Below are 21474 nucleotides of genomic sequence, written 5' to 3'. Positions count from 1 at the left end.
GGCCCCACCGCCCCTCCGCACGGGGTGGGGCAGGATGGGCGTCAGGAGACGTCGGGGAGGAGAACGCATGAAGATCATTCCGTTCCTGCTGGGTGCCGGCGTGGGGTACGTCCTCGGGGCGCGGGCCGGACGCGAGCGCTACGAGCAGATCGCGCGGGCCTACCGCCAGGTGGCCGATCACCCGAGCGTGCAGGGCGCCGCCGGCGTCGCCCGCGCGAAGGCCGGCGAGGCCGTGCAGACGGGCGTGGCGATGGCCAAGGAGAAGGTCGCGCCGACGGGCCCGTCCGAGGGCGGGCAGCCCTCCGCGCCCGGCCGGGCCGCCGCCAACGGGAGCGGGCGCTGACTAGGCGCCCAGCACCGCGAACACCCGGCGGAAGCCGAACCACGTGACGCCGGCGGCGTCGGGCGGGTAGGCGTCGCGCAGGCGGGGCGCGAGCTCCGCGCGCAGGCGCTCCCACCCGCCGTCGTCGAGCACGTCGCGCACCGGCCGCAGCGTGGTGCCCGCGATCCAGTCGCCCACCGGGTCGTCCCCGGTCAGCGGGTGCAGGTAGGTCGTCTCCCAGCAGTCGACGATCCCGCCGGGGCGGGCGCCCGCCAGCAGGCGGGCGTACTCCTCGGGCGTGCCGACCCCGTAGGCGGGCAGGCCGTCGGGGACGAGGTCGGCCCACGCGGGGCTCGCCAGGAGGTCCCGCGCGACGACGTGCGAGGGCGATCGCTCGTTGCCCGGCACCTGCACCGCGAGCCAGCCGCCGGCCGGTAGTCCGGCCGCCCAGCGGGCCAGGAGCTCGCGGTGCTCGGGCACCCAGTGCAGCACCGCGTTGCCGACGACGACGTCGGTCTCGGCATCGGGCGCGAAGTCGCGGACGTCGGCCTGCTCGGCGTCGACGCCGAGCTCGCGCGCCGCCGCCACCATGTCCGGGGACGCGTCGGCGGCCCGGATCCGCGCGTCCGGCCAGCGCTGCGCGAGCACCCCGGTGAGGTGCCCGGGCCCGCAGCCGAGGTCGACGACCTCGCGGGGGGCCGTCGCGCCGACCCGGCCGACGAGGTCGAGGAACGGGCGCGCGCGGTGGTCGTCGTGGCGCCGGTAGAGCTCCGGGTCCCAGGTGAGGGTCACCGGGCGTCCCGCAGCTTCTCCCCCACCCCCGCGGCGACGGTGCGCACGACCTCGGGATCGGTGCCGGGGTCGGGGCGCACGTGCAGCACGATCCCGGCGCCGGGCACGCGGCGCTGCACGAACCAGGCCCCGCCGTCGCCGAGGTCGTGGTGCTGGCTGTCCTTGACCGCCGCGGTGACCCGGTGGTGCACGGTCTCGGGCACCCGGCCCGGCTCGGTGAGCGGCACGCGCCGCGGCGTCCGGTCGGCGAGCACGACCACCCCGCCCGCCAGCTCCTCGACCTCGTCGGCCTCGACGACCACGATCGCGCCCGAGGCCCACGTCGCCTTGGTGACGAGGTGCCACGCGACGCGGCGCGCGCCCTCCCCCGAGGCGGCGGGCGGCAGCCAGAGCCCCAGGTCGGTGGCCAGCACGATCGACCCGCGCGGCCCGCGGGCGTCGGCGATCACCCGCTCGCCCTCGTCGAGCGTGCCCGCGAAGCCCTCGGGGATCGGCTCGCGCCCGGTGAGCAGGGCGGACAGCCGGTCGAACACCCCGCTCACAGCGACACCGCGCCCGTCGCCTGGCCGCGCAGCGCCTTCTTGTACTGCTCGAGGGCGACCAGGTCGCCGTAGAGCTCGTGGTACTCGTCGGCGTCGCTGATCGGCGACAGGCGCTGCAGCCGCGACTTGATCTCCGAGACCTGGCGCTCGACCAGCGTGCCCTGCAGCGCGCTCATCATCGAGGTGATGTAACGGTGCTCGTCGGTCTCGCGGGTCTGCAGCGGCTCGACGGCGAGCTCGTGGACCAGCGTCCGGTAGCCGCCGGGGACCTCGCGGCCGACGGCGTCGATCCACGCCGAGCCGGACCACCCCGCCGACGTGCCCCCGGCGGCGAGCACCGCCCGGTGCACCGCCAGGTAGGCCTCGTTGGTGAACGCGTCCTCGGGCAGCGAGTCGTACATCGGCCCGGCGAGCGCCGGCGCCTGCAGCGCGGCCTTGAGCACCTCGCGCTGCACGCGCAGCCGTGGGTCGTCGCGCGCCGGCAGCGCGGGGCCGTCGGTGCCGCGCTGCGCGCCGTTCGTCGCCGGGGCGCGTCGCCGGTCGCGGCGGGCGGGCGCGTCGGCCGGGGCGCCCGCGGTTTCGCGCACCCGGCGCACCACCTGGGCCTCGTCGGTCCAGCCGACCCAGCCCGCGAGCCGGCGCGCGTAGCCGTCGCGCAGGTCCTCGCGCCGGATGCGGGCCACCTCGGGGACGGCACGCTGCAGCGCGGCCACCTGGCCCTCGACGGTGCCGAGGTCGTGCTCGTCGAGGATCGCCCGGATGATGAACGAGAACAGCGGCGCGCGCTGGGCCACGAGGTCGCGCAGCGCCACCTCGCCGCGGGCCTGCCGCAGGTCGCAGGGGTCCATGGCGTCGGGCGCGACGGCGATGTAGGTCTGGGTGGCGAACTGCTGGTCGCCCTCGAACGCCTTGCGCGCCGCGGCCTGCCCGGCCGCGTCACCGTCGAAGACGTAGATGACCTCGCCGCGGTCGAACGAGTCGTCCATGAGCAGCCGGCGCAGCACCGCGACGTGGTCGTCGCCGAACGCCGTCCCGCAGCTCGCGACCGCCGTCGTCACCCCGGCCAGGTGCATGGCCATGACGTCGGTGTAGCCCTCGACGATCACCGCCTGGCGCGTCTTCGCGATCTCCCGCTTGGCCTTCTCGAGCCCGAACAGCACCTTGGACTTGTGGTAGACGGGCGTCTCGGGGGTGTTGAGGTACTTGGCCTCGATGCGGTCGTCGTCGAACAGCCGCCGCGCGCCGAAGCCGACGACGTCGCCACCGAGGTCGCGGATCGGCCAGAGCAGCCGGCGGTGGAAGCGGTCCATGTACCCGCGCTGGCCGGGCCGCGACAGCCCCGCCTTCTCGAGCTCCTCGAGCGTGTAGCCCTGGGCGAGCAGGTGCTTGGTGAGCTTGTCCCAGCCCGACGGGGCGAACCCGCAGCCGAAGTCCTGCGCCGCGGCCTGGTCGAACCCGCGCTCGGCGAGGAACTCCCGTGCGCGCTGCGCCTCCCCCGGGGCCCGCAGCTGCTCGGCGTAGAACTCGGCGGCCAGCTTGTTGGCGGCCAGCAGCCGGGCGCGGGTGCCGCGGTCGCGCTGGACGCTCGCTCCGCCGCCCTCGTAGGTCAGCCGGTAGCCGATGCGGTCGGCGAGCTTCTCCACGGCCTCGACGAAGCCCAGCTGCTCGATCTTCATGATGAAGTCGATGACGCTGCCGCCCTCGCCGCAGCCGAAGCAGTGGAAGGTGCCGTGGGTGGGGCGCACGTTGAACGACGGCGTCTTCTCGTCGTGGAACGGGCAGAGCCCCTTCACAGACCCCGCGCTCGCACGGCGCAGCGCGACGTACTCGCCGATGACCTCGTCGACCCGGTTGCGGTCACGCACCTCCGCGATGTCCGCGTCCCGGATGCGCCCCGCCATGCCCCCGAGTGTAGGGACCCGCTCCGGGAAGTTCGGGCCGCATCGGCCGGTTGCTCCCCCAGCACGTCAGCACCACCGTCGCAGCGACGCAGGAGGCACCACCATGCAGCTCGACCTGTCCGGACGGACCGCCCTGGTCACGGGGTCGACCGGGGGCATCGGCCGGGCGATCGCCGTCGACCTCGCCCGCGCCGGCGCCCGGGTGGTCGTCAACGGCCGCGGCCGGGAGCGGGTCGACGAGGCCGTCGCAGGGGTCCGCGAGGAGACCGGCGGCGAGGTCGTCGGGGTCGCCGCCGACGTCGCGACCGCCGAGGGCGCCGAGGCCCTCGCGGCCGCCGAGCCCGCCGTGGACGTGCTGGTCAACAACCTGGGCATCTTCGGCGCGCAGCCCGCCCTCGCGATCTCCGACGACGACTGGCGGCGGTACTTCGAGGTCAACGTGCTGGCCGCGACCCGGCTCATCCGGACCTACCTGCCGGGCATGACCGCCCGCGGCTGGGGCCGGGTGCTCGACATCGCCAGCGACTCCGCCGTCGTCATCCCCGCCGAGATGATCCACTACGGGATGTCGAAGACGGCCCTGCTCGCGGTGTCGCGCGGGTTCGCCAAGGAGGCCGCGGGCACCGGCGTCACCGTCAACTCCGTGATCGCCGGCCCCACCCACACCGGCGGCGTCGAGGGGTTCGTGCGCGAGCTCGTCGGCGACGACCTGCCGTGGGACGAGGCGCAGCGCGAGTTCATGATCAACTATCGCCCGCAGTCGCTGCTGCAGCGGCTCATCGAGCCCGAGGAGATCGCCCACCTCGTGACGTACCTGGCCTCGCCGCTGGCCTCGGCCACCACGGGGGCGGCCGTGCGCGTCGACGGCGGTTACGTGGACTCGATCGTTCCGTGAGCCGGCACCCGTCGTCGGTGACGTTCGCTACCGTCGGGACATGACGAGCTCGGCGCCGGTGGGGCCCACGGAGCACCCCCTGCTCCCCGGCGCCTCGCCGGCCACGATCCGGTCGTTCCTGGTGCCCGAGGACCGGCCGACCTTCATGGCGGCCTACGAGGCCGCGCTGGACGAGGCCCGGCGAACGCTGGACCTCTCGCCGGTCCTCGAGCTCGTCGAGGACTGGCGCCGTGTCGCGCTCGTCCAGGCGGATCCGGTGCGCTTCCGTCGCGCGGTCCACCGTGCCGCCGAGATCGCCACCGGCGAGCCGGCGACCGCCGACGAACCGTTCGAGGTGACCCGCTCCAGGGCCGGGCTCTAGACCTGGTGTACGAGGTCGACCCGCTGGACGAGGCGGTCGGCACCCTGCCCGAGGAGCTCTCGGCGGAATTCCCTCGAGGTGCGGACGGCCCTCGAGCGCTCCCCGTGGACGGTCGGCCGGCCCTGGGTGGCGACCAACCCGACCGGCCTGCGCACCCTGACGTTCGGAGCCGGACGTGCCGTGCTCGTCTTCGGGATCATCGACCGCGAACGTCGTGTCTTCCTCGTCAGCCTGGTGATCGCGTGACACACCGGTCGCGCGAGCACCACGCCCCGGATGCGCCTGACGGATCGAGGTAGCCGATGCGGCGAACCGCGAAGCCACAGCACGGCCGTCGCGGGTCGTCCGCGGCCGGGTCGGGACGAGCGACTCTCCGGTGAGCATGCTTCGGTTCCCGAAGCGTCTCCACCAGGGCGAGGACGTCCTCGGTCAGCGTCACGACCTCGCGTCCCGGCCGCGGGAACGCCTCAGTGGAACGTCGCCCGGTCCACGACGACCCGGTCGATCTCGCCGTCGGCGACGTAGTGGCCGTCGCCGTCGATGGCGCTGACGTCGAAGGTGAGCCGGTCGCCGTCGGTGGTCAGGGTGGCGTAGACGTCGACGGTGCCGCCCACCGGCGTGGGCCGGCGGTGCCGCACCCGGATCGCGGCACCCACCGTGGTCTGCCCGTCCGCGAGGCGGGCGGCGGCCTCGGCCACCGTGGCCGCCTCGAGCCAGGCGATCAGCCGCGGCGTGCCCAGCACGGGGACGTCGCCGCTGCCCAGGGCCTGCGCGGTGTCGTCGTCGGTGACCTCGTACCTCATCGCGGCGATGGTAGGTCCTCCCCGGGGGTGCGCGCGGCGGCCGCACGGTCGTCGACCGAACGCGGGACGAGCAGGACGAGCAGACCGCCGACGAGCAGCACGGCGCCGAAGGGGTAGAGGCTGGACGCCGTCGACCCGGTGAGGTCGGAGAGCCAGCCGACGAGCGAGGTCGCGACCGCACCGCCGATGTTGCCGACGGAGTTGACCAGCGCGATGCCCGCGGCCGCCCCGGCGCCGGAGAGCAGCGCGGACGGGATGCTCCAGAACGCGGCCTGGGCGGTGGAGACGCCGGCGGCCACGAGCACCATGGCGCCGACCGCGAGCGCGGTGTTCTGCAGGAACACCGCCGTCAGCACGAGCCCCAGCGCCGTGACCAGGCACGGGATGAAGGTGTGCCACCGCCGCTCGCCGGTGCGGTCGCCGTGCGACGACCACGCGACCATCGCCACGACGGCGACGAGGTAGGGCACGGCGGTGAGCAGGCCGATCGTCAGGGGGTCGTCGACGCCGCTGTTCTTGATGATCGTCGGCAGCCAGAAGCTGACGAGGTAGATCCCCAGCGCGATGGTGAAGTAGATGCCGCAGAGCAGCCACACCCGCCCGCTGGTGAGCGCGTCGCGGATGCTCCCGTGCCCGCCCTCGCGGGCGGCCTCCTCGGCGGCGAGGTCGGCGTGGACGACCGCCTTCTCCTCGGCGGAGAGCCAGCGGGCGTCGTCGACGGTGTTGTCGAGCCACCGCAGCACCAGCAGGCCGAGCACCAGCGACGGCACGGCCTCGATGAGGAACATCCACTGCCAGCCGCCGAGGCCCGCGACCTCGTCGAACGCGCCGAGGATCCAGCCCGACAGCGGGCCGCCGACGATGGTCGCGACGGGGATCGCGGCGAGGAAGATCGCGGTGACGCGACCGCGGCGCTGAGCGGGGAACCAGTAGGTGAGGTAGAGCAGGATGCCGGGGATGAAGCCGGCCTCGGCGACGCCCAGCAGGAACCGCAGGATGTAGAACATCGTCGCGGAGCTCGTGAACGCGGTGGCGCCGGAGATGAGGGCCCAGGTCACCATGATCCGGGCGATCCACCACTTCGCCCCGACCTTGTGCAGCAGCAGGTTGCTCGGCACCTCGAACACGATGTAGCCGACGAAGAAGATGCCCGCACCGATGCCGTAGACGGTGTCGGAGAACGCGAGGTCGTCCTGCAGCTGCAGTTTCGCGAACCCGACGTTCACACGGTCCAGGTAGGCCGCGGCGTAGCAGACGAACAGGAAGGGCACGAGCCGGCGCGTGATCCGTGAATAGACGCGCTCGGTCCCCGTCCCGGGGGAAGTCGTGGTCATGACGGGTCTCCGGAGGGGCCTGCGGCCCACGTGAGTGATTCGGGTCGCCAGGGCGACCCGAATCACTCACGTGGCCGGAGGCCATCACATGGTCGGGGCGTCGGCGTTGCTCGGCGTCGTCCGCTGCGCGGTGATGTGGTCGACGTTGCGCAGGATGTACTCGCCGGTGCGCTGCGAGAGCGCGCCGATCGTCGAGGTCGGGTTGACCGCGGCGCCCGTGGTCAGCGTGCTGCCGTCGACGACGAACAGGTTCGGCACGTCCCACGTCTGGCACCACTTGTTGAGCACCGAGTCGTCGGGGGTGTTGCCCATCCGGCAGGTGCCCATGAGGTGCCAGCCCGGCGGCGGGTAGAGCACGCCGGTGTCGTTGGTCTCGGTCGCCCCGACCGCCCGCGTGGCCTCGAAGATCTTGTCGATGCCGTACTCCGCGAGCGCGATGTCGTTGGGGTGCAGCGCGTAGTCCACGTGCGCGGCCGGCAGCCCCGAGGAGTCCTTGACGTCGGGGTCGAGCGTGACCCGGTTCGTCTCCACCGGCAGGTCCTCGCCGAACATGAAGACCATGAGGTGGTTGGCGAAGTGCCCGTCGAAGAACTCACGGTGCTTCTCGCCCCACGGCGCCGTGTACCCGGTGTGCGTCCCCATCGCGGCGTAGGCCGGCCCGAAACTGCGCGCGACCTGCATGCCGAAACCGTTGACGAATCCCCGGCTGACGTCGGTGTGGTAGAACTCGTGCGAATACAGGGGGGCGCCGAACGAGCCCTTGAAGCCCTCGATCGGCTCGTCGAACCACGAATCGCAGAACGCGAACACGTGGTGCATCAGATACTTGCCGACGATGCCGTTCGAGTTCGCCAGCCCGTCGGGGTGGCCCTTCTGCGCGCTCTGCAGCAGCAGGCGCGGCGACCCGATCCCGTTCGCCGCCAGCACGACGATCTTCGCGCGGATCTCGTGGCGCTGCCCGGTCACGCGGTCGAGATACGTGGCGCCGGTGGCCCTGCCGCCGTCGGCGTTGATCGTCTCGACGCGGGCGTTGGTGCGCAGGTCGGCGCCGTGGCGGATCGCGTAGGGCCAGTGGGCGTTGGCCGGGGTGGACAGCGAGCCCGTCGGGCTGCCCGAGAGCTCGTTGCCCATGGCCTGGTCGGCCTCGCGGTTCTCCCGCGGCACGGTGATGATCGCGTTGTCGGACGGCCACCAGTGCCAGCCCAGGTCCTTCGACGCCTTGGCGTACTTCAGCCCGAGCTTGCCGGGCAGCACCTCGGGGTCGCGGACGGCCTGCTTGCGGTCCGGGTAGGACGGGTCGCCGATGCGCCCGGAGATGCCGTAGATCTCGTCGTTCTCGTCGTAGAACGGTGCGAGGTCCTCGTAGGAGATCGGCCAGTCGATCGTGCCCTCGAGGCCGTGCTCGGTGCCCTTGCGGAAGTCGACCGGCTTGTAGCGGGGCCAGTGGCCCGCGTAGTGCACGGTCGAGCCGCCGACGTTGTTCATCATGTAGGGCGTCGTGGTGCCGGTGACCGGATAGTCCTCGGGCAGCTGGCGCACGTTGGGGTCGTAGGCCCACCCGCGCTGCTTCTCCAGCTCCCACTCGTCGTGGTAGTGCGGGTGCTCGCCGGGCTTGACCCACGGGCCCTGCTCGAGGCAGGTCACCTTGACGCCGGCCTTCGCCAGCTTGAGCGCGATGCCGGCCCCGCCCGGGCCCGCCCCGATGATCAGGACGTCGGTCTCCTCGTATGCAGCCATCGTTGCCTCACTTCGTCCAGGACAGCTGGGACAGGTCGACGCGCACGACGTCGTCGGTCTCGAGGTAGGAGCCGTTCTCCTGCGCCTGCGTCAGCAGCTCCTCGTCCCAGGGCTCCGTGGTCTGCAGGTAGCCGTAGGGCAGCGGGGGGCCGTGGTAGTCGCGGCCGGCCGGGAGGTTCCGGTTGATCGCGAGCGTCACGACCGGGCGTGAGTAGTAGCCGTAGTAGACGAGGGCCCGCAGCTGCTCGAACAGCGGGTCCTCGGCCTTCTCGAGCTCGGTGATCGCCGCGGTCCGGTCGGCGACGGAGCCGTCGACGAAGCCCTGCCCGAGCCGGTCGAGTCCGGCCTTGAACTCGTCCTCGGTCGCGAACGGGAAGTGCTTGTTGCGGTAGCCGCTCGGCGTCACGTAGCGGCCGACGAACGTCACGAGGTCCTGCTCGCTCGCCGTCGGCCAGTCGGGGTGCGGCGGGATGAGCGTGTCGGCGGCCGCGTCGATCACCGCCGCCTGGGTGGCGTCGAAGACCACCGGGTTCTGCAGGCCGCCCAGGCGTGGGCGGCCCGTCTCGAAGTAGCCGCCCGCCTCCCCCGGCGTGGCCGTCGTCTCCGGAGCGCCGAACGGTGCCGGCTTCTCCCCGAGGGCGTTGTTCACGAGGTACTCCCCTCTCCGCTGAAGGTTGCGTCCGTGTGGGTGACGTGAGTGCTTTCCGGCGCTATAGCGCCGGAAAGTGCTCACATGGGGGTCAGCGCTTGGTGTGCTCGCGCTCGTCGACGACGCGGCGGGACTTGTGCTCCGCGCGCTCGAGGGTGTTCGCGTCGACGGACTCGAAGGTCACGCGGACGCCGAGGAAGGACTGCAGACCGGACCCGGCGCGCTGCTCGAACTCGGAGCGCCGGCCCTCGGGCAGCGTGGTCTCCGCGCGGACGATCATCTCGTCCATCGAGCCCGTGCGGCGCACGACGATCTGGTGCTCGCCGCCGTAGTCCGCGACGCCGCGCAGGTAGTTGTCGACCTCCGTCGGGTACACGTTCTCCCCGCGGATGTGGATCATGTCGTCGATCCGGCCGTACACGCCGTCGGGCAGCTTGGGGTAGGTGCGCCCGCAGGGGTTGTCCTCCATCACCCAGCGGGTGAGGTCGTTGGACGCCAGCCGGATCATGGGCTGCGACGTGCGCTCGAGGTGGGTGTAGACCGGCGTGCCCTCGCCGCCGTAGGGCACGGTGCGGAAGGTGCCCGGGTCGCAGACCTCGTGCCAGACGATGTCCTGCCAGAGCAGCATCCCGTCGGGCGTGCCCGCCGTCGCCGACGCCGACATGAACGGCGTCATCTCGGCCATCGTCCCGCAGTCGATCACCGTGGCGCCGAAGGCGTCCTCGATCGCCTTGCGCACGGTCGGCACCGAGGCGCCCGGCTCGCCCGAGAAGAACATGACCTTCAGCCCGAACTCGCGCGGGTCGATCTTCTCCTTCTCGGCGACCTCCGCGAGGCGCAGCGCGTAGGACGGCGTCGCGTAGAAGCCGGCCGGCTTCAGGCGGGCCAGCCAGGTCACCGCGCGCGAGGTCATGCCCTGCGCGCCGGCCCCGAACGGCAGGACGCGGCAGCGCAGCCGCTCGGCCGCGGTCATCGCGCCCCACGAGCCCAGGTAGAGGCTGAACAGCGCCGCGACGAACACGGTGTCGCCGGGGCGCAGGCCCATGCCCCACAGGATGCGCGCCTGGTTGTCGGCGATGACCTCCCAGTCGCGGCGGCCCAGCGCGAACGCGGTGGGCGCGCCGGTGGTGCCCGAGGTCCCGTGGATGTGGTGGACCTCGGAGGGATCGCAGCACAGGTAGTCGCCGAACGGCGGGTGGTTCGCCTGCGACTCCCGCATCTCCTGCTTGGTGACCACGGGGACCTGCTCGAACGCCTCGAACGACGTGATGTCCGCCGGCTCCAGCCCCGCGGCGTCCCACTTGTCCTTGTAGAACGACGACGTCGTGGAGGCGTACTCCATGACCTCGCGCAGGCGCACGAGGACCGCGGCGTTGCGCTCCTCGGGGTCCATCGTCTCGCGGTGCGGGAACCAGTACGGCGAGTCCGGGTCGGGCAGGTAGCTCTGGTCGTAGCGGGTCGGGAACGCCCACTCCTCCATCCGCGCGCTCATCTCAGGCCTTCCTGCGCTCGATCTCGGCGTCGTTCCAGGGGGTGAGGGCCTGGTAGTCGGGCACGAAGCCCAGGCCCTTGTCGGCGTCGGGCGAGGGCGCGTCGCGGCTGGTCACCACGTCGACGACGGCCGGCGCGTTCGCCAGCGCCCGGCGCAGGGCGTCGGGCAGATCGGCGGGGTCGGTGACACGCTCGCCGTGGGCGCCGAGGCTGCGGCCCAGCGCGGCGTAGTCGGAGAACGCGAGCTCGGTGCCGACAACGAGCCCGTAGTTCTCCTGCTGGTCGTAGCGCTCGATGTTCCACGCGGCGTTGTTGGAGACGATCACGACGATCTTCGCGTCGTGCCGCACCGCGGTGTCGATGTCGGTGGCCGAGATGCCGAACGCGCCGTCGCCGGTGACGGTGACGACCGGACGGCCCGGGTCGGCCAGCGCCGCGGCGATCGCGAACGGGGTGCCGACGCCGAGGCAGCCGAAGGCCCCGGGGTCGAGGTAGCGCGCGCAGCGGGTGATGCCCAGGCGCGCGAACGAGAGCAGGTCGCCGCCGTCGGCGATCATCACCGTCTCGCCGAGGTTCAGGGCGGCGCCGTCCAGCGCGTCGAGCGCGGCGAAGATGCGGTTGGGGTGCATCAGGCCGTCGGCACCGGCGGGCGCCTCGGCCATCGCCGCCTTGTACTCCGCGCTGCGCTTCTCGTGCTTGGCGCGCAGCTCGTCGCGCCAGCTCGTGTCGGGCTCGTGCCCGTCGAGCGCGGCGGTCAGCGCGGCCAGCGCCGCCGCCGGGTCGGCGAGGATCTCCACCTCGCCGCGCCGGTTGTCGATCAGCTCGCTGGCGGTGTCGGCGATGCGCACGACGGTGGCGTGCCGGAACACCGCCGGCGAGCCGAACCCGAGCTGGTAGTCGAGCTGGCGCCCGACGGTGATCAGCAGGTCGCAGTCGCGCATGACCGCCGAGCGCGCCGAGCCGACGCCCGCGGGGTGGTCGGCGGGCACGAGCCCGCGCGACTCCTGGGTGTCCAGGTACGCCGCACCGCTGGCGTCGAGGAACCCCACGAGGTCGCGGCCGTCGGTGACCCGCGCACCGCGCCCGGAGATCACGGCGGGCTTGCGCGCGTGGCGCACCAGCTCGGCGACGGCGGTGACGTCGTCGGGGTGCGGCTGCGGACGCCGGCGGGGCTTGGCGCGCAGGTGCTCGTCGGTGATGAGCGCCGGCGGCACCTCCTGGCGCAGGACGTCGGTGGGGATCTCGACGTACACGGGACCCGGCTCACCGCGGTCCCCCGACGCGCGGGCCCAGGCCTCGTCGAGCTCGCGCAGCACCTGGTCGTGCTGGCGCAGGGTGCGCGACAGCCGCGTGACCGGCGCGAGGATCTCGGTGTGCGGGATGTCCTGCAGCGGGCCCATGTTGGCCTGCGGGCGGGGCGGGCAGCCGCCGAAGACCAGCAGCGGGACGCGGCTGATCGAGGCGTTGGCGACGGCCGTGACGGTGTTGGTGACGCCCGGGCCCGCCGTCACCAGGGCCACGGCGGTCTCGCCCGTCAGCTCCGAGTGGGCGTGCGCCATGTGCACCGCCGAGCCCTCGTCCCGGACGTCGACGATCTCGACCCCGAGCCGTGCGAGCTGGTCCCACACCGGCTGGATGTGGCCGCCCTGCAGCCCGAACACGCGCCGGACCCCGTGATCGCGGAAGAACCGCGCCACCAGGTCGGCGACGGGCGCTGACCCCTCGGCCATCCGTCCTCCTCCTCGTCGTCCAGCAGTTCGGACACGGACCGGTGGCGTGGAACCGGAGATGCGGGGCACTCCGGTGATGCACACCACGTGATGCGGCCCACTCCCACCGTGGCGCATTCTGAATTCAGAAGTCAATAGCCAGCCCGCGATCCGCCTCTCGCGCAACGGCTAGGCTGGGAGCCCGACACGTCCCTGCCGCCGGATCTCCGAGGAGGCCGTCCGTGCCGCTCGCGGAGCCGAGCCAGGAGCCCGTCGGGAGGCGATGGCCATGACCGCGCTCCCGACCCCGCCGTCCCGGACCGAGCAGGTGTTCGACGCGATCGTCGACGACATCTGCACCGGCCGGCTCACCCCCGGCACCCCCCTGCGCCAGGAGCAGCTCGCCGAGCGCTTCAACGTGTCCCGCCAGCCCGTGCAGCAGGCGCTGCTGCTGCTGCGCAACCAGGGGCTCGTGCGCGAGTTCGGCCGCCGGGGCCTCGAGGTCGCGCCGCTCGACCGCGAGTTCGTCAGCCACCTCTACGACCTGCGCGAGCTCCTCGACGGCTACGCCGCCCGGCTGGCCGCCGAGCGGCGCACCGAGGCGTGGCTGGAGGACATCTCCAGCATCGTGCGGATGGGCGAGCAGGCGTTCGCCGAGCGCGCGTTCGCGCGGATGATCTCGGCGGACCTGGAGTTCCACCGCGGCGTCGTCGAGGCCTCGGGCAACCCCCTGCTCGTCGAGAGCACCGCGGTGATGTGGCGCAACGTCCAGCGCGTCATGGGCGAGGTCCTGCTCCAGGGTGGGTCGCCGGCCTGGGTGTGGGAGGACCACGCCGCGATCCTCGACGCGATCACCCGCGGCGACGCCGCCCACGCCGAGGAGCTCGCCCGCCGCCACGCCGCACACGGCGAGCAGCTGATCCTCGACGCGATGGGGCCCGCGGACGACGACGACCGGGCCGCCGACGGGTAGGACGGTCATCCCGCAGGGGTGATGCGGGCGTCCGGTTCGGACGCCAAGGTCGCCGGGGTCCGATTCCGCCGGCCCCGAGGTGCGCCATGGTCACGACGGGCGCCCCGCCGGTCCCCGGCGCGCCGGTGCGCGGCGCCGCGGCGTGGCTGCGGTTCCTCGCCGGCTTCGCGGTGCTCTGGGCGGTGCTCCAGGGCCTCGCGGCCCTCGACCCGATAGCGCGCTGGGGCCTCGCCGTCCTCGCGGCGGTGCTCGTCGTCGGGCTCGTCGTCGAGCGGGTGCTGCACGGGGTGCCGCCCCGGCGCGCCCGGCGCAGCCTCGGGTTCGGCCGGCCGGCGGCCCGCAGCCTGGTGCTCGCCGCGGTCGTGTCCGGCCTGGTCCTGCTCGTCCTCCCCGCCGCCGAGGCGCTCGGGCTCGGGCCGATCACCCTGCGGCCGGGCTGGCCCCTGCTGCTCGTCGGGGTGTTTGCGCTGCACGGGCTCGCGGAGGAGCTGGTCTGGCGGGGCTACGCGTTCCGGCGGCTGCGCGCGGGCCGCTCGTTCCCCCGCGCGGCGGCGTGGACGATGCCGCTGGTCGCGGTCACGCACGTGCCGATCCTCGTGACGTCCGGGGTGGCGGTGGGGCTCGGGGCGATGGCGGTCGCGGCCACGACCTCCGTGCCCTTCGCGTACCTCTTCGAGACCGGGCGCGGCACGCTCTGGGGCCCGGCGCTGCTGCACACCGCGATCGACGCGTTCAAGCTCGTCGAGATCCCCGTCGCCGCGGTGCCGGCGTTCTCGATGCTGCTGGTGGGGGTGTCGATCCTCGTCCCGCTGCTCGCCCTCGCCGTGCCGCGGCGCGTCCTGGAGCGCTGACGTGCTCGCCGCGATCGGCCTGCTGGCCGCCGTCGTCGCCACGGCCCTCTGGTCGGGCCTGCTGCTGATGCTGACCACCGTCCTGCACCCGCTGTACACCGGGCTGGACGCGTCCGGTTACGCCCGCGGGATGCAGCGCTTCCTGCCGATCGCCCAGCGCTCGCCGACCAACTACGGCCTCGTCATCGCCATGGTCGTCGCCCCGGTGGTCGCCCTCGTGGGCCTGTGGGGCGAACCGGACGGGACCCCGTTCCTGCTGACCACCCTCGGGCTCGCCGTCATCGTCGCCGGCCCGCTGCTCACCTCGCGCTTCGGCGCCGAGCCGAACTACGCGGTGATCCTCGCCTGGGCCCCCGACGCACCGCCCAACGACTGGCGGCAGGTCCGGGCGCGCTGGCTGCGCCTCAACTGGATCCGCGCCGCGGCCACCTGGGGGGCGCTGGTCCTCTTCGTCGCCGCGACGTGGCTGTACCTCGACCCCTGACCCGACGGAGACCCCCCATGGAGACGGATGTCCTCGTGATCGGCGCCGGCCCGACCGGCCTCATGCTCGCCGCCGAGCTCGCCCTCGCCGGGGTGCGGTGCCGGGTGCTGGAGCGCCGCGCGGAGACGTCCAACCTCACCCGGGCGTTCGCCGTGCACGCCCGGACCCTCGAGCTGCTCGACGCGCGCGGGCTGGCCGACCAGCTGCTCCCCCGCGGCGTCCCGGTCCGCGAGATCGCGCCGGCCCCCGGGGCCACCGTCGACCTCGGCGAGCTCGACTCGCGCTTCCCGATGATCCTCATCGCCCCGCAGAGCGGCACCGAGCGCATCCTGGAGGCCCGCGCGGGCGAGCTCGGCGTGCCGATCGTCCGCGGCGCCGAGGTGACGGGCCTGCGGCAGGACGCCGACCGGGTGGTCGTCGACCTCGCGGACGGCGGCGAGGAGTCCGCGCGCTGGGTCGTCGGGTGCGACGGCGCGCACAGCGCCGTGCGCCGGCTGCTCGGCGTGCCCTTCACCGGCGCCGAGTACGCGACGCACATCCTGCTCGCCGACGTCCGGCTCACCACCCCGCCGCAGGAGGCGATGTTCGCCGAGACCGGCCCGTCGGGCGCGGTGATCGTCGTGCCGTTCGGCGACGGCTGGTTCCGGGCGATCGCCTGGGACCGCGAGCGCGAGCAGGTGCCCCTCGACGTGCCCCTGCCGATCGAGGAGATGCGCGACGCCTTCGGGCGGATCGCCGGGACCGACTTCGGGATGGCCGAGCAGCGCTGGAGCACACGGTTCCTCTCCGAGCGCCGCCAGGCCGCGCGCTACCGGGTCGGGCGGGTGCTGCTCGCCGGCGACGCCGCCCACGTGCACTCCCCGCTCGGCGGGCAGGGCATGAACACCGGCATCGGCGACGCCATGAACCTGGGCTGGAAGCTGGGGGCCGCCGTGCGCGGGACGGCGCCGCCGTGGCTGGTCGACACCTACGCCACCGAGCGCCACCGGGTCGGGGCCCAGGTGCTCGCGCTGACCGACACCTTCAACAACCTCGTGCTCGGCTACTCGCCGGTCCGCCGGTTCTTCCAGCGCCGGGCCGTGCGGCTGATCGTGCGCCTGGGTCCGGCGCGGAGGCTGATGGTGGGCCGCCTGTCCGGGATCGGGATCGCCTACCCGGGCGGCCACGGCACCCACCCCTGGACCGGGCGGCGCGCCCCGGACGTCGCCTGCGGAGCGCAGCGGCTCTACGAGGTGCTGCGCGACGGGCGCTTCGTCCTCGTCGACGCCACGGCCGCCGGCGCGCTCGCCGAGGAGATCGCCCCGTCCCTGCCGGTCACGACGGTGCGGGCGCGGCCGGCGCCGGAGCGCCCCGACGCGATGCTCGTGCGTCCCGACGGCTACGTCGCCTGGGCCGGCGACGACGAGTCCGACATCGCGTCGCGCCTGCGCACCGGGGTGGCGCGCTGGTGCGGCACCCCGGCGCGCGTGGCCTGAGAGTCAGGCCGTCGCGTCCCGGTGGACCCCGAGCAGGTAGCGGTAGGTGGCGGCGCTGGCGGCGATCATGGCGCGCTCGTCGTCGGTGACCTCCCGCCGGACCTTGCCCGGGACACCGGCGACGAGCGAGCCCGGCGGCACCGTCACGCCCTGCGAGATCACCGCGCCCGCGGCGACGACCGAGCCGCGGCCGACCGTCGCGCCGTTCATGACCACCGCGCCCATCCCGATGAGGCAGTCGTCCTCGACGGTGCAGCCGTGCACGACCGCCCGGTGGCCCACGGTGACGTTGCTGCCGATCGAGGCGGGGAAGCCGGGGTCGGCGTGGACGACGGTGCCGTCCTGGACGCTCGTGCCCTCCCCCACGGTCACCGACTCCATGTCGGCGCGGACGACCGCCGTGTACCAGACACCGGTGTCGGTCCCGATCGTCACGCGGCCCGCGACGACCGCGCCGGGCGCGATCCACGCGCCGTCGGCGATCTCCGGCGTGTGCCCGAGGACGGTGATCAGCTGCACTCCTGGCTCTCCTCCGGGTCAGCCGGCGACCTGGTGCGTCGCCCGCAGCCGCGCGCACCACCGTTCGGCGCCGGCGTCGGTGAGCACCGCGACCTGGTCCACGACCACCCGCAGCCGCGCGGCGTCGTCGGCAGCAGCCTCCCACGCGGGCACGAAGGCCGGGTCGAGGGCTCCGGGGGCGCCCGCGACCAGGCGCTCGACGAGCTCGGTGACGAGGTCGCGCTGCCGGGACTGCACCGCGAGGCGCGCCGGGTCGCTCATGACCCAGCGCAGCGCCGCGGCCTTGAGCACCGCCACCTCGGCCCCGACGCCCGCCGGGACGACGAGGTCGGCGTCGTGCCCGACGGGGACCACGTCGCCGAGGGCGTCGCGGGTGGCGTCGACGGTGGTGGTCACGAAGCGCCCGACGAGCTCGCTGGTCAGCTGCTTGAGCGCGGCGGTGGCGGCGAGCGAGCCGTCGTGGGCGCCCGTGGGCCGCGGCGGCGCGCACCGCCGGCAGCTCGGCGAGCACCCCGGCGGCGTCCTCGAGCTCCGCGCGCGGGGCGTCGGAGAAGGCGTCGGCGGCCAGGGTCGCGAGCGCGGCGCGCTCGGCGGGGCGCGCCAGCCAGGCCAGCACGATGCGCCCGGCGAGGATGCCGTCCTCGAGGTCGTGCACCGAGTAGGCGACGTCGTCGGCCCAGTCCATGATCTGCGCCTCGACGCAGCGCCGGTCCGGTGGCGCGCCCTCGCGCACCCAGCGGAACACCGGCAGGTCGTCGGCGTAGACCCCGAATTTGCGCCGGCCCTCGCGCCGCGGCCACGGGTACTTCAGGCAGGCGTCGAGCACCCCGCGCGTGAGGTTGAGCCCGCGGCAGTCGTCGTCGTCCAGCACCTTGGGCTCGAGCCGGGTGAGGATCCGCAGCGTCTGGGCGTTGCCCTCGAACCCGCCGCAGTCGCCCGCGAGCGCGTGCAGCGCCCGCTCGCCGTTGTGGCCGAACGGCGGGTGGCCGATGTCGTGGGCGAGCCCGGCGGTGTCGACGACGTCGGGGTCGGCCCCCAGGTCCTCGGCCATCCCGCGGCCGATCTGGGCGACCTCGAGCGAGTGGGTCAGGCGGGTGCGGGGCACGCCGGTGACCTCGGCGTCCTCGTCCGGGCCGACGACCTGGGTCTTGCCGGCGAGACGGCGCAGGGCCGCGGAGTGCAGCACCCGGCCGCGGTCGCGCGCGAACGGCGAGCGCAGGTCACGGCCCGGCTTCGGGGCCTCGGCGAACAGCCGCGCCGCCCGCGCGTCCACGGTCAGCCGAGCCCGGGGTCGGAGAAGTCCGACGACCCGTGCGTGAGGTGGTAGTAGATCAGCGCGCCGGTCTCGCGGACGATGTAGCGCAGCTGGGTCTCGCGGGTCTGCACCACGGGGCCGCGCTTGGTCGGCGACGTCGTGGCGTCGAGGCCCACGTCGTCGGCCATCGTGCGGGAGCGCAGCGAGTGCCACGGGTCGCTGACCAGCACCGCCGAGGACCACCCGCGCTGCTCGGCGACGGCGGCGACGGCCTCGAAGCTCTCGTAGGTGTCGCGGCCCTCGTCCACCGGCAGCAGGGCCTGGCCCGGCACGCCGTTCTCGACCAGCCACTGCTCGCCGGCCTGGGCCTCGGTGAACGCGTCGCCGGCCGCGGCGCCGCCCACGGTGATGATGCGCGGGGCCACGCCCTCCTCGTACAGCTCGAGGGCGTGCTGCAGGCGCGCGCGGAACACCGGGGACGGCTCGCCGTCGTACTGCGCGGCGCCGAGCACGACGATCATGTCAACGGGCTGACGCTCGTCGACCCGGCCCAGCTGCCACACCCGGAACGCGGTGCCGCCGACCAGCAGGAGCGCGACGACGACCGCGCCCACCACCACCCGCGGCGCCCAGGCGGCCGCCGCGCGGGCGGTGCTCGGGGACGTGGGAGCGCTCATGCCCCGATCGGCCCCGCGGCGCGGCCGAGCGCCGACGGGTCGCGCCCGCTGCGCACGGCGAGGACCTCGCCGACGATCGAGACGGCGGTCTCCGCGGGCGTGCGGGCGCCGAGGTCGAGGCCGACCGGGCCGTGGACGCGCGCCAGCTGCTCCTCGGTGACCCCGGCGGCGAGCAGGCGCTCGCGGCGCGCCGCCTGGGTGCGCCGGGAGCCCAGCGCGCCGAGGAACCCGCGGCCCTCGATGCCCGTGCGCAGGACGGCGTCGAACGCCGGGTCGTGGTCGAGCAGCACGAGGACGTCGGCGTCGGTGAACCCGGCGACCGCGGCGTCGGCCTCGGCGACGGTGTCGGCGCGCCGCGACCCCCACCCGAGCACACCGGCCTGCGCGGCCAGCGCTTCGGCGATCGCCCCGCCGCCGACCACGGTGATCGTCGGCACGGGCACCCACAGGTCGACCAGGACGTCGGCGCCCGCCTCGAGCGTCACGCGCTCCGTGGCGGTGGCGCCCCGCCGCAGCAGGCCGCGGACGTGCGAGGCGGCGGCCGCGTCGACCGCCGCGAAGCCCAGGGAGCCCTCGACGGTGTCGAGCTCGTCCCCGGTGATCGCCAGCGACGCGGACCCGTCGGCACGCGTGACGAGCGCCGCCGGCACCCCCGCCGCGAACGCCTGCGCCAGCGCCCGGGCCGGCGCCGCGTCGAGGGGGTGGCCCAGGAGCGTCGCCCCGCCGGCGCACGCGAGCCCCGCGGCGACGGCGGCGTCCTCGGCGACGTGGGCCTCGATCGTCTCCGGGCGCGTCCGGGCGTCCTGGGCGAGGGCCGACGCGCGCTCGTCGAGCGCGCCGCGCAGCAGGTCGCCACCGAGCGTCCCGTCGGCGCTCGCGACCAGCAACTGGCCGGGTTCGACCGTGCCGAACCCGTGCCGATCGAGCACGCGGACCACCGCCCGCGCCTCGTCACCGCGCGCCAGGACCGCCGCCACCGCCGCCAGGTCGCTCACGCCGTCCAGGGTAGGCGAGGCCCCCGACCACCCCGGGTCGCCGGGCCCGGGGTTCCGCAGCGAACGCGCTGTTCGCTGCTTCTACGCGCGCGAAGTCCCCGCTCGCGAACGGAGGAGGCCCGCTTCGCGGTCGCGAACGGGGAGTTCGAACGCCTAGAAGCAGCGAGATACCCGTTCGCTGCGCGAGACCCCGGGCCTCAGCAGCCGACCAGGCGGGCGGCGAGGTAGGACTCGAGCTGGTCGAGGGCCACGCGCTCCTGGGTCATCGCGTCGCGGTGCCGGACGGTGGCCGCCTGGTCGTTGAGCGAGTCGAAGTCGACCGTGACGCAGAACGGGGTGCCGATCTCGTCCTGGCGGCGGTAGCGGCGGCCGATGGCGCCGGCGTCGTCGAACTCGACGTTCCAGTGCTTGCGCAGGGTGGCCGCGACGTCGCGGGCGACCGGCGAGAGGTCGGCGTTGCGCGAGAGCGGCAGCACCGCCGCCTTCACCGGCGCGAGGCGCGGGTCGAGACGCAGCACCGTGCGCTTGTCGACGCCGCCCTTGGCGTTCGGGGCCTCGTCCTCGGTGTAGGCCTCGAGCAGGAACGCCATCATGGGGCGGCCGACGCCCGCGGCGGGCTCGATAACGTAGGGGCGGTAGCGGGAGTCGGTGGCCTGGTCGTAGTAGCTCAGATCGACGCCGCTGTGGTTGGTGTGCGTCGTGAGGTCGAAGTCGGTGCGGTTCGCGATGCCCTCGAGCTCGCCCCACTCCTGGCCGGCGTTGAACTGGAAGCGGTACTCCACGTCCACCGTGCGCTTGGAGTAGTGGGAGAGCTTCTCCTTCGGGTGCTCGTAGTGCCGCAGGTTGTCCGCGGCGATGCCCAGGTCGGTGTACCAGCGGGTGCGCTCGTCGATCCAGTACTGGTGCCACTGCTCGTCGGAGCCCGGCTCGACGAAGAACTCCATCTCCATCTGCTCGAACTCGCGCGTGCGGAAGATGAAGTTGCCCGGCGTGATCTCGTTGCGGAAGCTCTTGCCGATCTGGCCGATGCCGAACGGCGGCTTCTTGCGCGCGGCGGACATGACGTTGGCGAAGTTGACGAAGATGCCCTGGGCGGTCTCGGGCCGCAGGTAGTGCAGGCCCTCCTCGGACTCCACCGGGCCGAGGTAGGTCTTGAGCATCATGTTGAACTCGCGCGGCGCGGTGTACTCGCCGCGCACGCCGCAGTTCGGGCACGGCACCGTCGAGAGGTCGTAGCCGACCTTGCCCTCGGCGTCGACCGACTCCAGCGACGGGCCGCCGGTGCGCTCGGCGAAGTCCTCGGCGAGCTGGTCGGCGCGGAAGCGCCGGTGGCAGTTGGTGCACTCCACCAGCGGGTCGGTGAACACGTCGACATGGCCCGAGGCGACCCACACCTGCCGCGGCAGGATGACGCTCGAGTCGAGGCCGACGACGTCCTCGCGGCCCGTGACCATCGACTTCCACCACTGGCGCTTGATGTTGTCCTTGAGCTCGACACCGAGCGGGCCGTAGTCCCACGCCGAGCGGGTACCGCCGTAGATCTCACCGGACGGGAAGACGAAGCCGCGGCGCTTGCAGAGGTTGACCACGGTCTCGATACGGGCGCTGCCGGTGGGGGTGGGCACGGTGGTACTCCGGGAATCGCAGGGGGATCGCACGGTCGCGCTGGTGCACCCAGCGTAGCGAGCGGGCCGCCGGCGGCCGTCCAC

The 21474-nt window shown here is 73.9% G+C and carries 21 protein-coding genes and 1 pseudogene; 8 read left to right on the top strand and 14 right to left on the bottom strand.

Annotated elements, in window-relative coordinates; genetic code table 11:
• Window positions 1–67 precede the first annotated feature (67 nt).
• Window positions 68–343 (top strand): hypothetical protein, encoded by a 276-nt coding sequence (locus ACFPK1_RS20720; RefSeq protein WP_378022831.1) that lies wholly within the window; start codon window positions 68–70, stop codon window positions 341–343.
• Here ACFPK1_RS20720 and ACFPK1_RS20715 read toward each other — a convergent pair whose 3' ends face one another.
• The 3 genes from ACFPK1_RS20715 to dnaG are packed head-to-tail and all read right to left on the bottom strand — an operon-like array spanning window position 344 to window position 3557.
• A complete protein-coding gene (locus tag ACFPK1_RS20715; RefSeq protein ID WP_378022830.1) occupies window positions 344–1114 on the bottom strand; it encodes a trans-aconitate 2-methyltransferase in 771 nt (256 codons plus the stop codon).
• The gene (locus ACFPK1_RS20710; protein ID WP_378022829.1) at window positions 1111–1656 is read right to left on the bottom strand and encodes a hypothetical protein; all 546 of its coding nucleotides are present in this window, start codon (window positions 1654–1656) and stop codon (window positions 1111–1113) included. The genes ACFPK1_RS20715 and ACFPK1_RS20710 overlap by 4 nt, the downstream gene beginning before the upstream one ends.
• The gene (dnaG, locus tag ACFPK1_RS20705) at window positions 1653–3557 is read right to left on the bottom strand and encodes a DNA primase (protein WP_378022828.1); all 1905 of its coding nucleotides are present in this window, start codon (window positions 3555–3557) and stop codon (window positions 1653–1655) included. The genes ACFPK1_RS20710 and dnaG overlap by 4 nt, the downstream gene beginning before the upstream one ends.
• Window positions 3558–3660: 103 nt before the next feature.
• Between dnaG and ACFPK1_RS20700 the strand changes: the two genes are divergently transcribed.
• The 3 genes from ACFPK1_RS20700 to ACFPK1_RS20690 all read left to right on the top strand — a co-directional run bounded on the left by ACFPK1_RS20700 (window position 3661) and on the right by ACFPK1_RS20690 (window position 5059).
• Window positions 3661–4452 (top strand): SDR family NAD(P)-dependent oxidoreductase, encoded by a 792-nt coding sequence (locus ACFPK1_RS20700; protein WP_378022827.1) that lies wholly within the window; start codon window positions 3661–3663, stop codon window positions 4450–4452.
• Window positions 4453–4492: 40 nt separating this feature from the next.
• Window positions 4493–4813 carry a DUF6247 family protein gene (locus tag ACFPK1_RS20695; protein ID WP_378022826.1) on the top strand — a complete coding sequence of 107 codons (321 nt, stop codon included), beginning with the start codon at window positions 4493–4495 and terminating at the stop codon, window positions 4811–4813.
• Between the two features lie 78 nt (window positions 4814–4891).
• Window positions 4892–5059, top strand: coding sequence for a hypothetical protein (locus ACFPK1_RS20690; RefSeq protein ID WP_378022825.1), 168 nt, complete (start codon window positions 4892–4894; stop codon window positions 5057–5059).
• A gap of 221 nt (window positions 5060–5280) precedes the next feature.
• Here the strand turns inward: ACFPK1_RS20690 and ACFPK1_RS20685 are convergent, their stop codons facing one another.
• The 6 genes from ACFPK1_RS20685 to ACFPK1_RS20660 form a co-directional block, all read right to left on the bottom strand.
• On the bottom strand, window positions 5281–5616 hold the full coding sequence (locus tag ACFPK1_RS20685; RefSeq protein WP_378022824.1) for a thioesterase family protein: 336 nt from the start codon (window positions 5614–5616) through the stop codon (window positions 5281–5283).
• Window positions 5613–6950 (bottom strand): MFS transporter, encoded by a 1338-nt coding sequence (locus tag ACFPK1_RS20680; protein ID WP_378022823.1) that lies wholly within the window; start codon window positions 6948–6950, stop codon window positions 5613–5615. Before ACFPK1_RS20680 ends, ACFPK1_RS20685 begins: the two co-directional genes overlap by 4 nt.
• Window positions 6951–7034: 84 nt before the next feature.
• Entirely contained in the window at window positions 7035–8687 is a 1653-nt protein-coding gene (locus ACFPK1_RS20675; protein ID WP_378022822.1) for a GMC family oxidoreductase, read from the bottom strand.
• Between the two features lie 7 nt (window positions 8688–8694).
• Window positions 8695–9336 (bottom strand): gluconate 2-dehydrogenase subunit 3 family protein, encoded by a 642-nt coding sequence (locus tag ACFPK1_RS20670; RefSeq protein ID WP_378022821.1) that lies wholly within the window; start codon window positions 9334–9336, stop codon window positions 8695–8697.
• A 91-nt stretch (window positions 9337–9427) separates the two neighbouring features.
• Window positions 9428–10828: a phenylacetate--CoA ligase family protein gene (locus ACFPK1_RS20665; RefSeq protein ID WP_378022820.1), complete on the bottom strand. Its 1401-nt coding sequence runs from the start codon at window positions 10826–10828 to the stop codon at window positions 9428–9430.
• A 1-nt stretch (window position 10829) separates the two neighbouring features.
• Window positions 10830–12557 (bottom strand): thiamine pyrophosphate-binding protein, encoded by a 1728-nt coding sequence (locus tag ACFPK1_RS20660; protein WP_378022819.1) that lies wholly within the window; start codon window positions 12555–12557, stop codon window positions 10830–10832.
• Window positions 12558–12825: 268 nt separating this feature from the next.
• On the opposite strand from ACFPK1_RS20660, the gene ACFPK1_RS20655 reads away from it, so the two are divergent.
• The 4 genes from ACFPK1_RS20655 to ACFPK1_RS20640 all read left to right on the top strand — a co-directional run bounded on the left by ACFPK1_RS20655 (window position 12826) and on the right by ACFPK1_RS20640 (window position 16319).
• Window positions 12826–13509 carry a GntR family transcriptional regulator gene (locus tag ACFPK1_RS20655; RefSeq protein ID WP_378022818.1) on the top strand — a complete coding sequence of 228 codons (684 nt, stop codon included), beginning with the start codon at window positions 12826–12828 and terminating at the stop codon, window positions 13507–13509.
• Between the two features lie 86 nt (window positions 13510–13595).
• Window positions 13596–14360, top strand: a complete 765-nt coding sequence (locus ACFPK1_RS20650) for a CPBP family intramembrane glutamic endopeptidase (protein ID WP_378022817.1) — start codon at window positions 13596–13598, stop codon at window positions 14358–14360.
• Window position 14361: 1 nt separating this feature from the next.
• On the top strand, window positions 14362–14844 hold the full coding sequence (locus tag ACFPK1_RS20645; RefSeq protein ID WP_378022816.1) for a hypothetical protein: 483 nt from the start codon (window positions 14362–14364) through the stop codon (window positions 14842–14844).
• 17 nt (window positions 14845–14861) lie between these two features.
• Window positions 14862–16319: an FAD-dependent monooxygenase gene (locus ACFPK1_RS20640; RefSeq protein WP_378022815.1), complete on the top strand. Its 1458-nt coding sequence runs from the start codon at window positions 14862–14864 to the stop codon at window positions 16317–16319.
• A gap of 3 nt (window positions 16320–16322) precedes the next feature.
• Here ACFPK1_RS20640 and ACFPK1_RS20635 read toward each other — a convergent pair whose 3' ends face one another.
• The 5 genes and pseudogenes from ACFPK1_RS20635 to ACFPK1_RS20615 all read right to left on the bottom strand — a co-directional run bounded on the left by ACFPK1_RS20635 (window position 16323) and on the right by ACFPK1_RS20615 (window position 21390).
• Entirely contained in the window at window positions 16323–16838 is a 516-nt protein-coding gene (locus ACFPK1_RS20635; RefSeq protein ID WP_378022814.1) for a gamma carbonic anhydrase family protein, read from the bottom strand.
• 18 nt (window positions 16839–16856) lie between these two features.
• Window positions 16857–18117 (bottom strand): annotated as a pseudogene (locus ACFPK1_RS20630) (deoxyguanosinetriphosphate triphosphohydrolase).
• The gene (locus tag ACFPK1_RS20625) at window positions 18114–18770 is read right to left on the bottom strand and encodes a YdcF family protein (protein WP_378022813.1); all 657 of its coding nucleotides are present in this window, start codon (window positions 18768–18770) and stop codon (window positions 18114–18116) included. The pseudogene ACFPK1_RS20630 and the gene ACFPK1_RS20625 overlap by 4 nt, the downstream one beginning before the upstream one ends.
• Window positions 18767–19765, bottom strand: coding sequence for an XdhC family protein (locus ACFPK1_RS20620; RefSeq protein WP_378022812.1), 999 nt, complete (start codon window positions 19763–19765; stop codon window positions 18767–18769). Before ACFPK1_RS20620 ends, ACFPK1_RS20625 begins: the two co-directional genes overlap by 4 nt.
• A gap of 197 nt (window positions 19766–19962) precedes the next feature.
• Window positions 19963–21390: a glycine--tRNA ligase gene (locus ACFPK1_RS20615; protein ID WP_378022811.1), complete on the bottom strand. Its 1428-nt coding sequence runs from the start codon at window positions 21388–21390 to the stop codon at window positions 19963–19965.
• Window positions 21391–21474: the final 84 nt, after the last annotated feature.

Origin of the sequence: Actinomycetospora rhizophila, assembly GCF_042657905.1 — a bacterium.
Taxonomy (GTDB): domain Bacteria; phylum Actinomycetota; class Actinomycetes; order Mycobacteriales; family Pseudonocardiaceae; genus Actinomycetospora; species Actinomycetospora rhizophila.
The sequence above is the reverse complement of the archived record's forward strand: the minus strand, read 5'-3'. Positions and strand labels throughout refer to the sequence as shown.

Excerpts from the sequence above, each read along its gene's own strand:
- ACFPK1_RS20675 (WP_378022822.1), bottom strand. The coding sequence starts at position 8,687 with ATGGCTGCATACGAGGAGACCGACGTCCTGATCATCGGGGCGGGCCCG.
- ACFPK1_RS20680 (WP_378022823.1), bottom strand. The coding sequence starts at position 6,950 with ATGACCACGACTTCCCCCGGGACGGGGACCGAGCGCGTCTATTCACGG.
- ACFPK1_RS20655 (WP_378022818.1), top strand. The coding sequence starts at position 12,826 with ATGACCGCGCTCCCGACCCCGCCGTCCCGGACCGAGCAGGTGTTCGAC.
- ACFPK1_RS20695 (WP_378022826.1), top strand. The coding sequence starts at position 4,493 with ATGACGAGCTCGGCGCCGGTGGGGCCCACGGAGCACCCCCTGCTCCCC.
- ACFPK1_RS20650 (WP_378022817.1), top strand. The coding sequence starts at position 13,596 with ATGGTCACGACGGGCGCCCCGCCGGTCCCCGGCGCGCCGGTGCGCGGC.
- ACFPK1_RS20700 (WP_378022827.1), top strand. The coding sequence starts at position 3,661 with ATGCAGCTCGACCTGTCCGGACGGACCGCCCTGGTCACGGGGTCGACC.
- dnaG (WP_378022828.1), bottom strand. The coding sequence starts at position 3,557 with ATGGCGGGGCGCATCCGGGACGCGGACATCGCGGAGGTGCGTGACCGC.
- ACFPK1_RS20720 (WP_378022831.1), top strand. The coding sequence starts at position 68 with ATGAAGATCATTCCGTTCCTGCTGGGTGCCGGCGTGGGGTACGTCCTC.
- ACFPK1_RS20660 (WP_378022819.1), bottom strand. The coding sequence starts at position 12,557 with ATGGCCGAGGGGTCAGCGCCCGTCGCCGACCTGGTGGCGCGGTTCTTC.
- ACFPK1_RS20665 (WP_378022820.1), bottom strand. The coding sequence starts at position 10,828 with ATGAGCGCGCGGATGGAGGAGTGGGCGTTCCCGACCCGCTACGACCAG.
- ACFPK1_RS20625 (WP_378022813.1), bottom strand. The coding sequence starts at position 18,770 with ATGAGCGCTCCCACGTCCCCGAGCACCGCCCGCGCGGCGGCCGCCTGG.
- ACFPK1_RS20685 (WP_378022824.1), bottom strand. The coding sequence starts at position 5,616 with ATGAGGTACGAGGTCACCGACGACGACACCGCGCAGGCCCTGGGCAGC.
- ACFPK1_RS20640 (WP_378022815.1), top strand. The coding sequence starts at position 14,862 with ATGGAGACGGATGTCCTCGTGATCGGCGCCGGCCCGACCGGCCTCATG.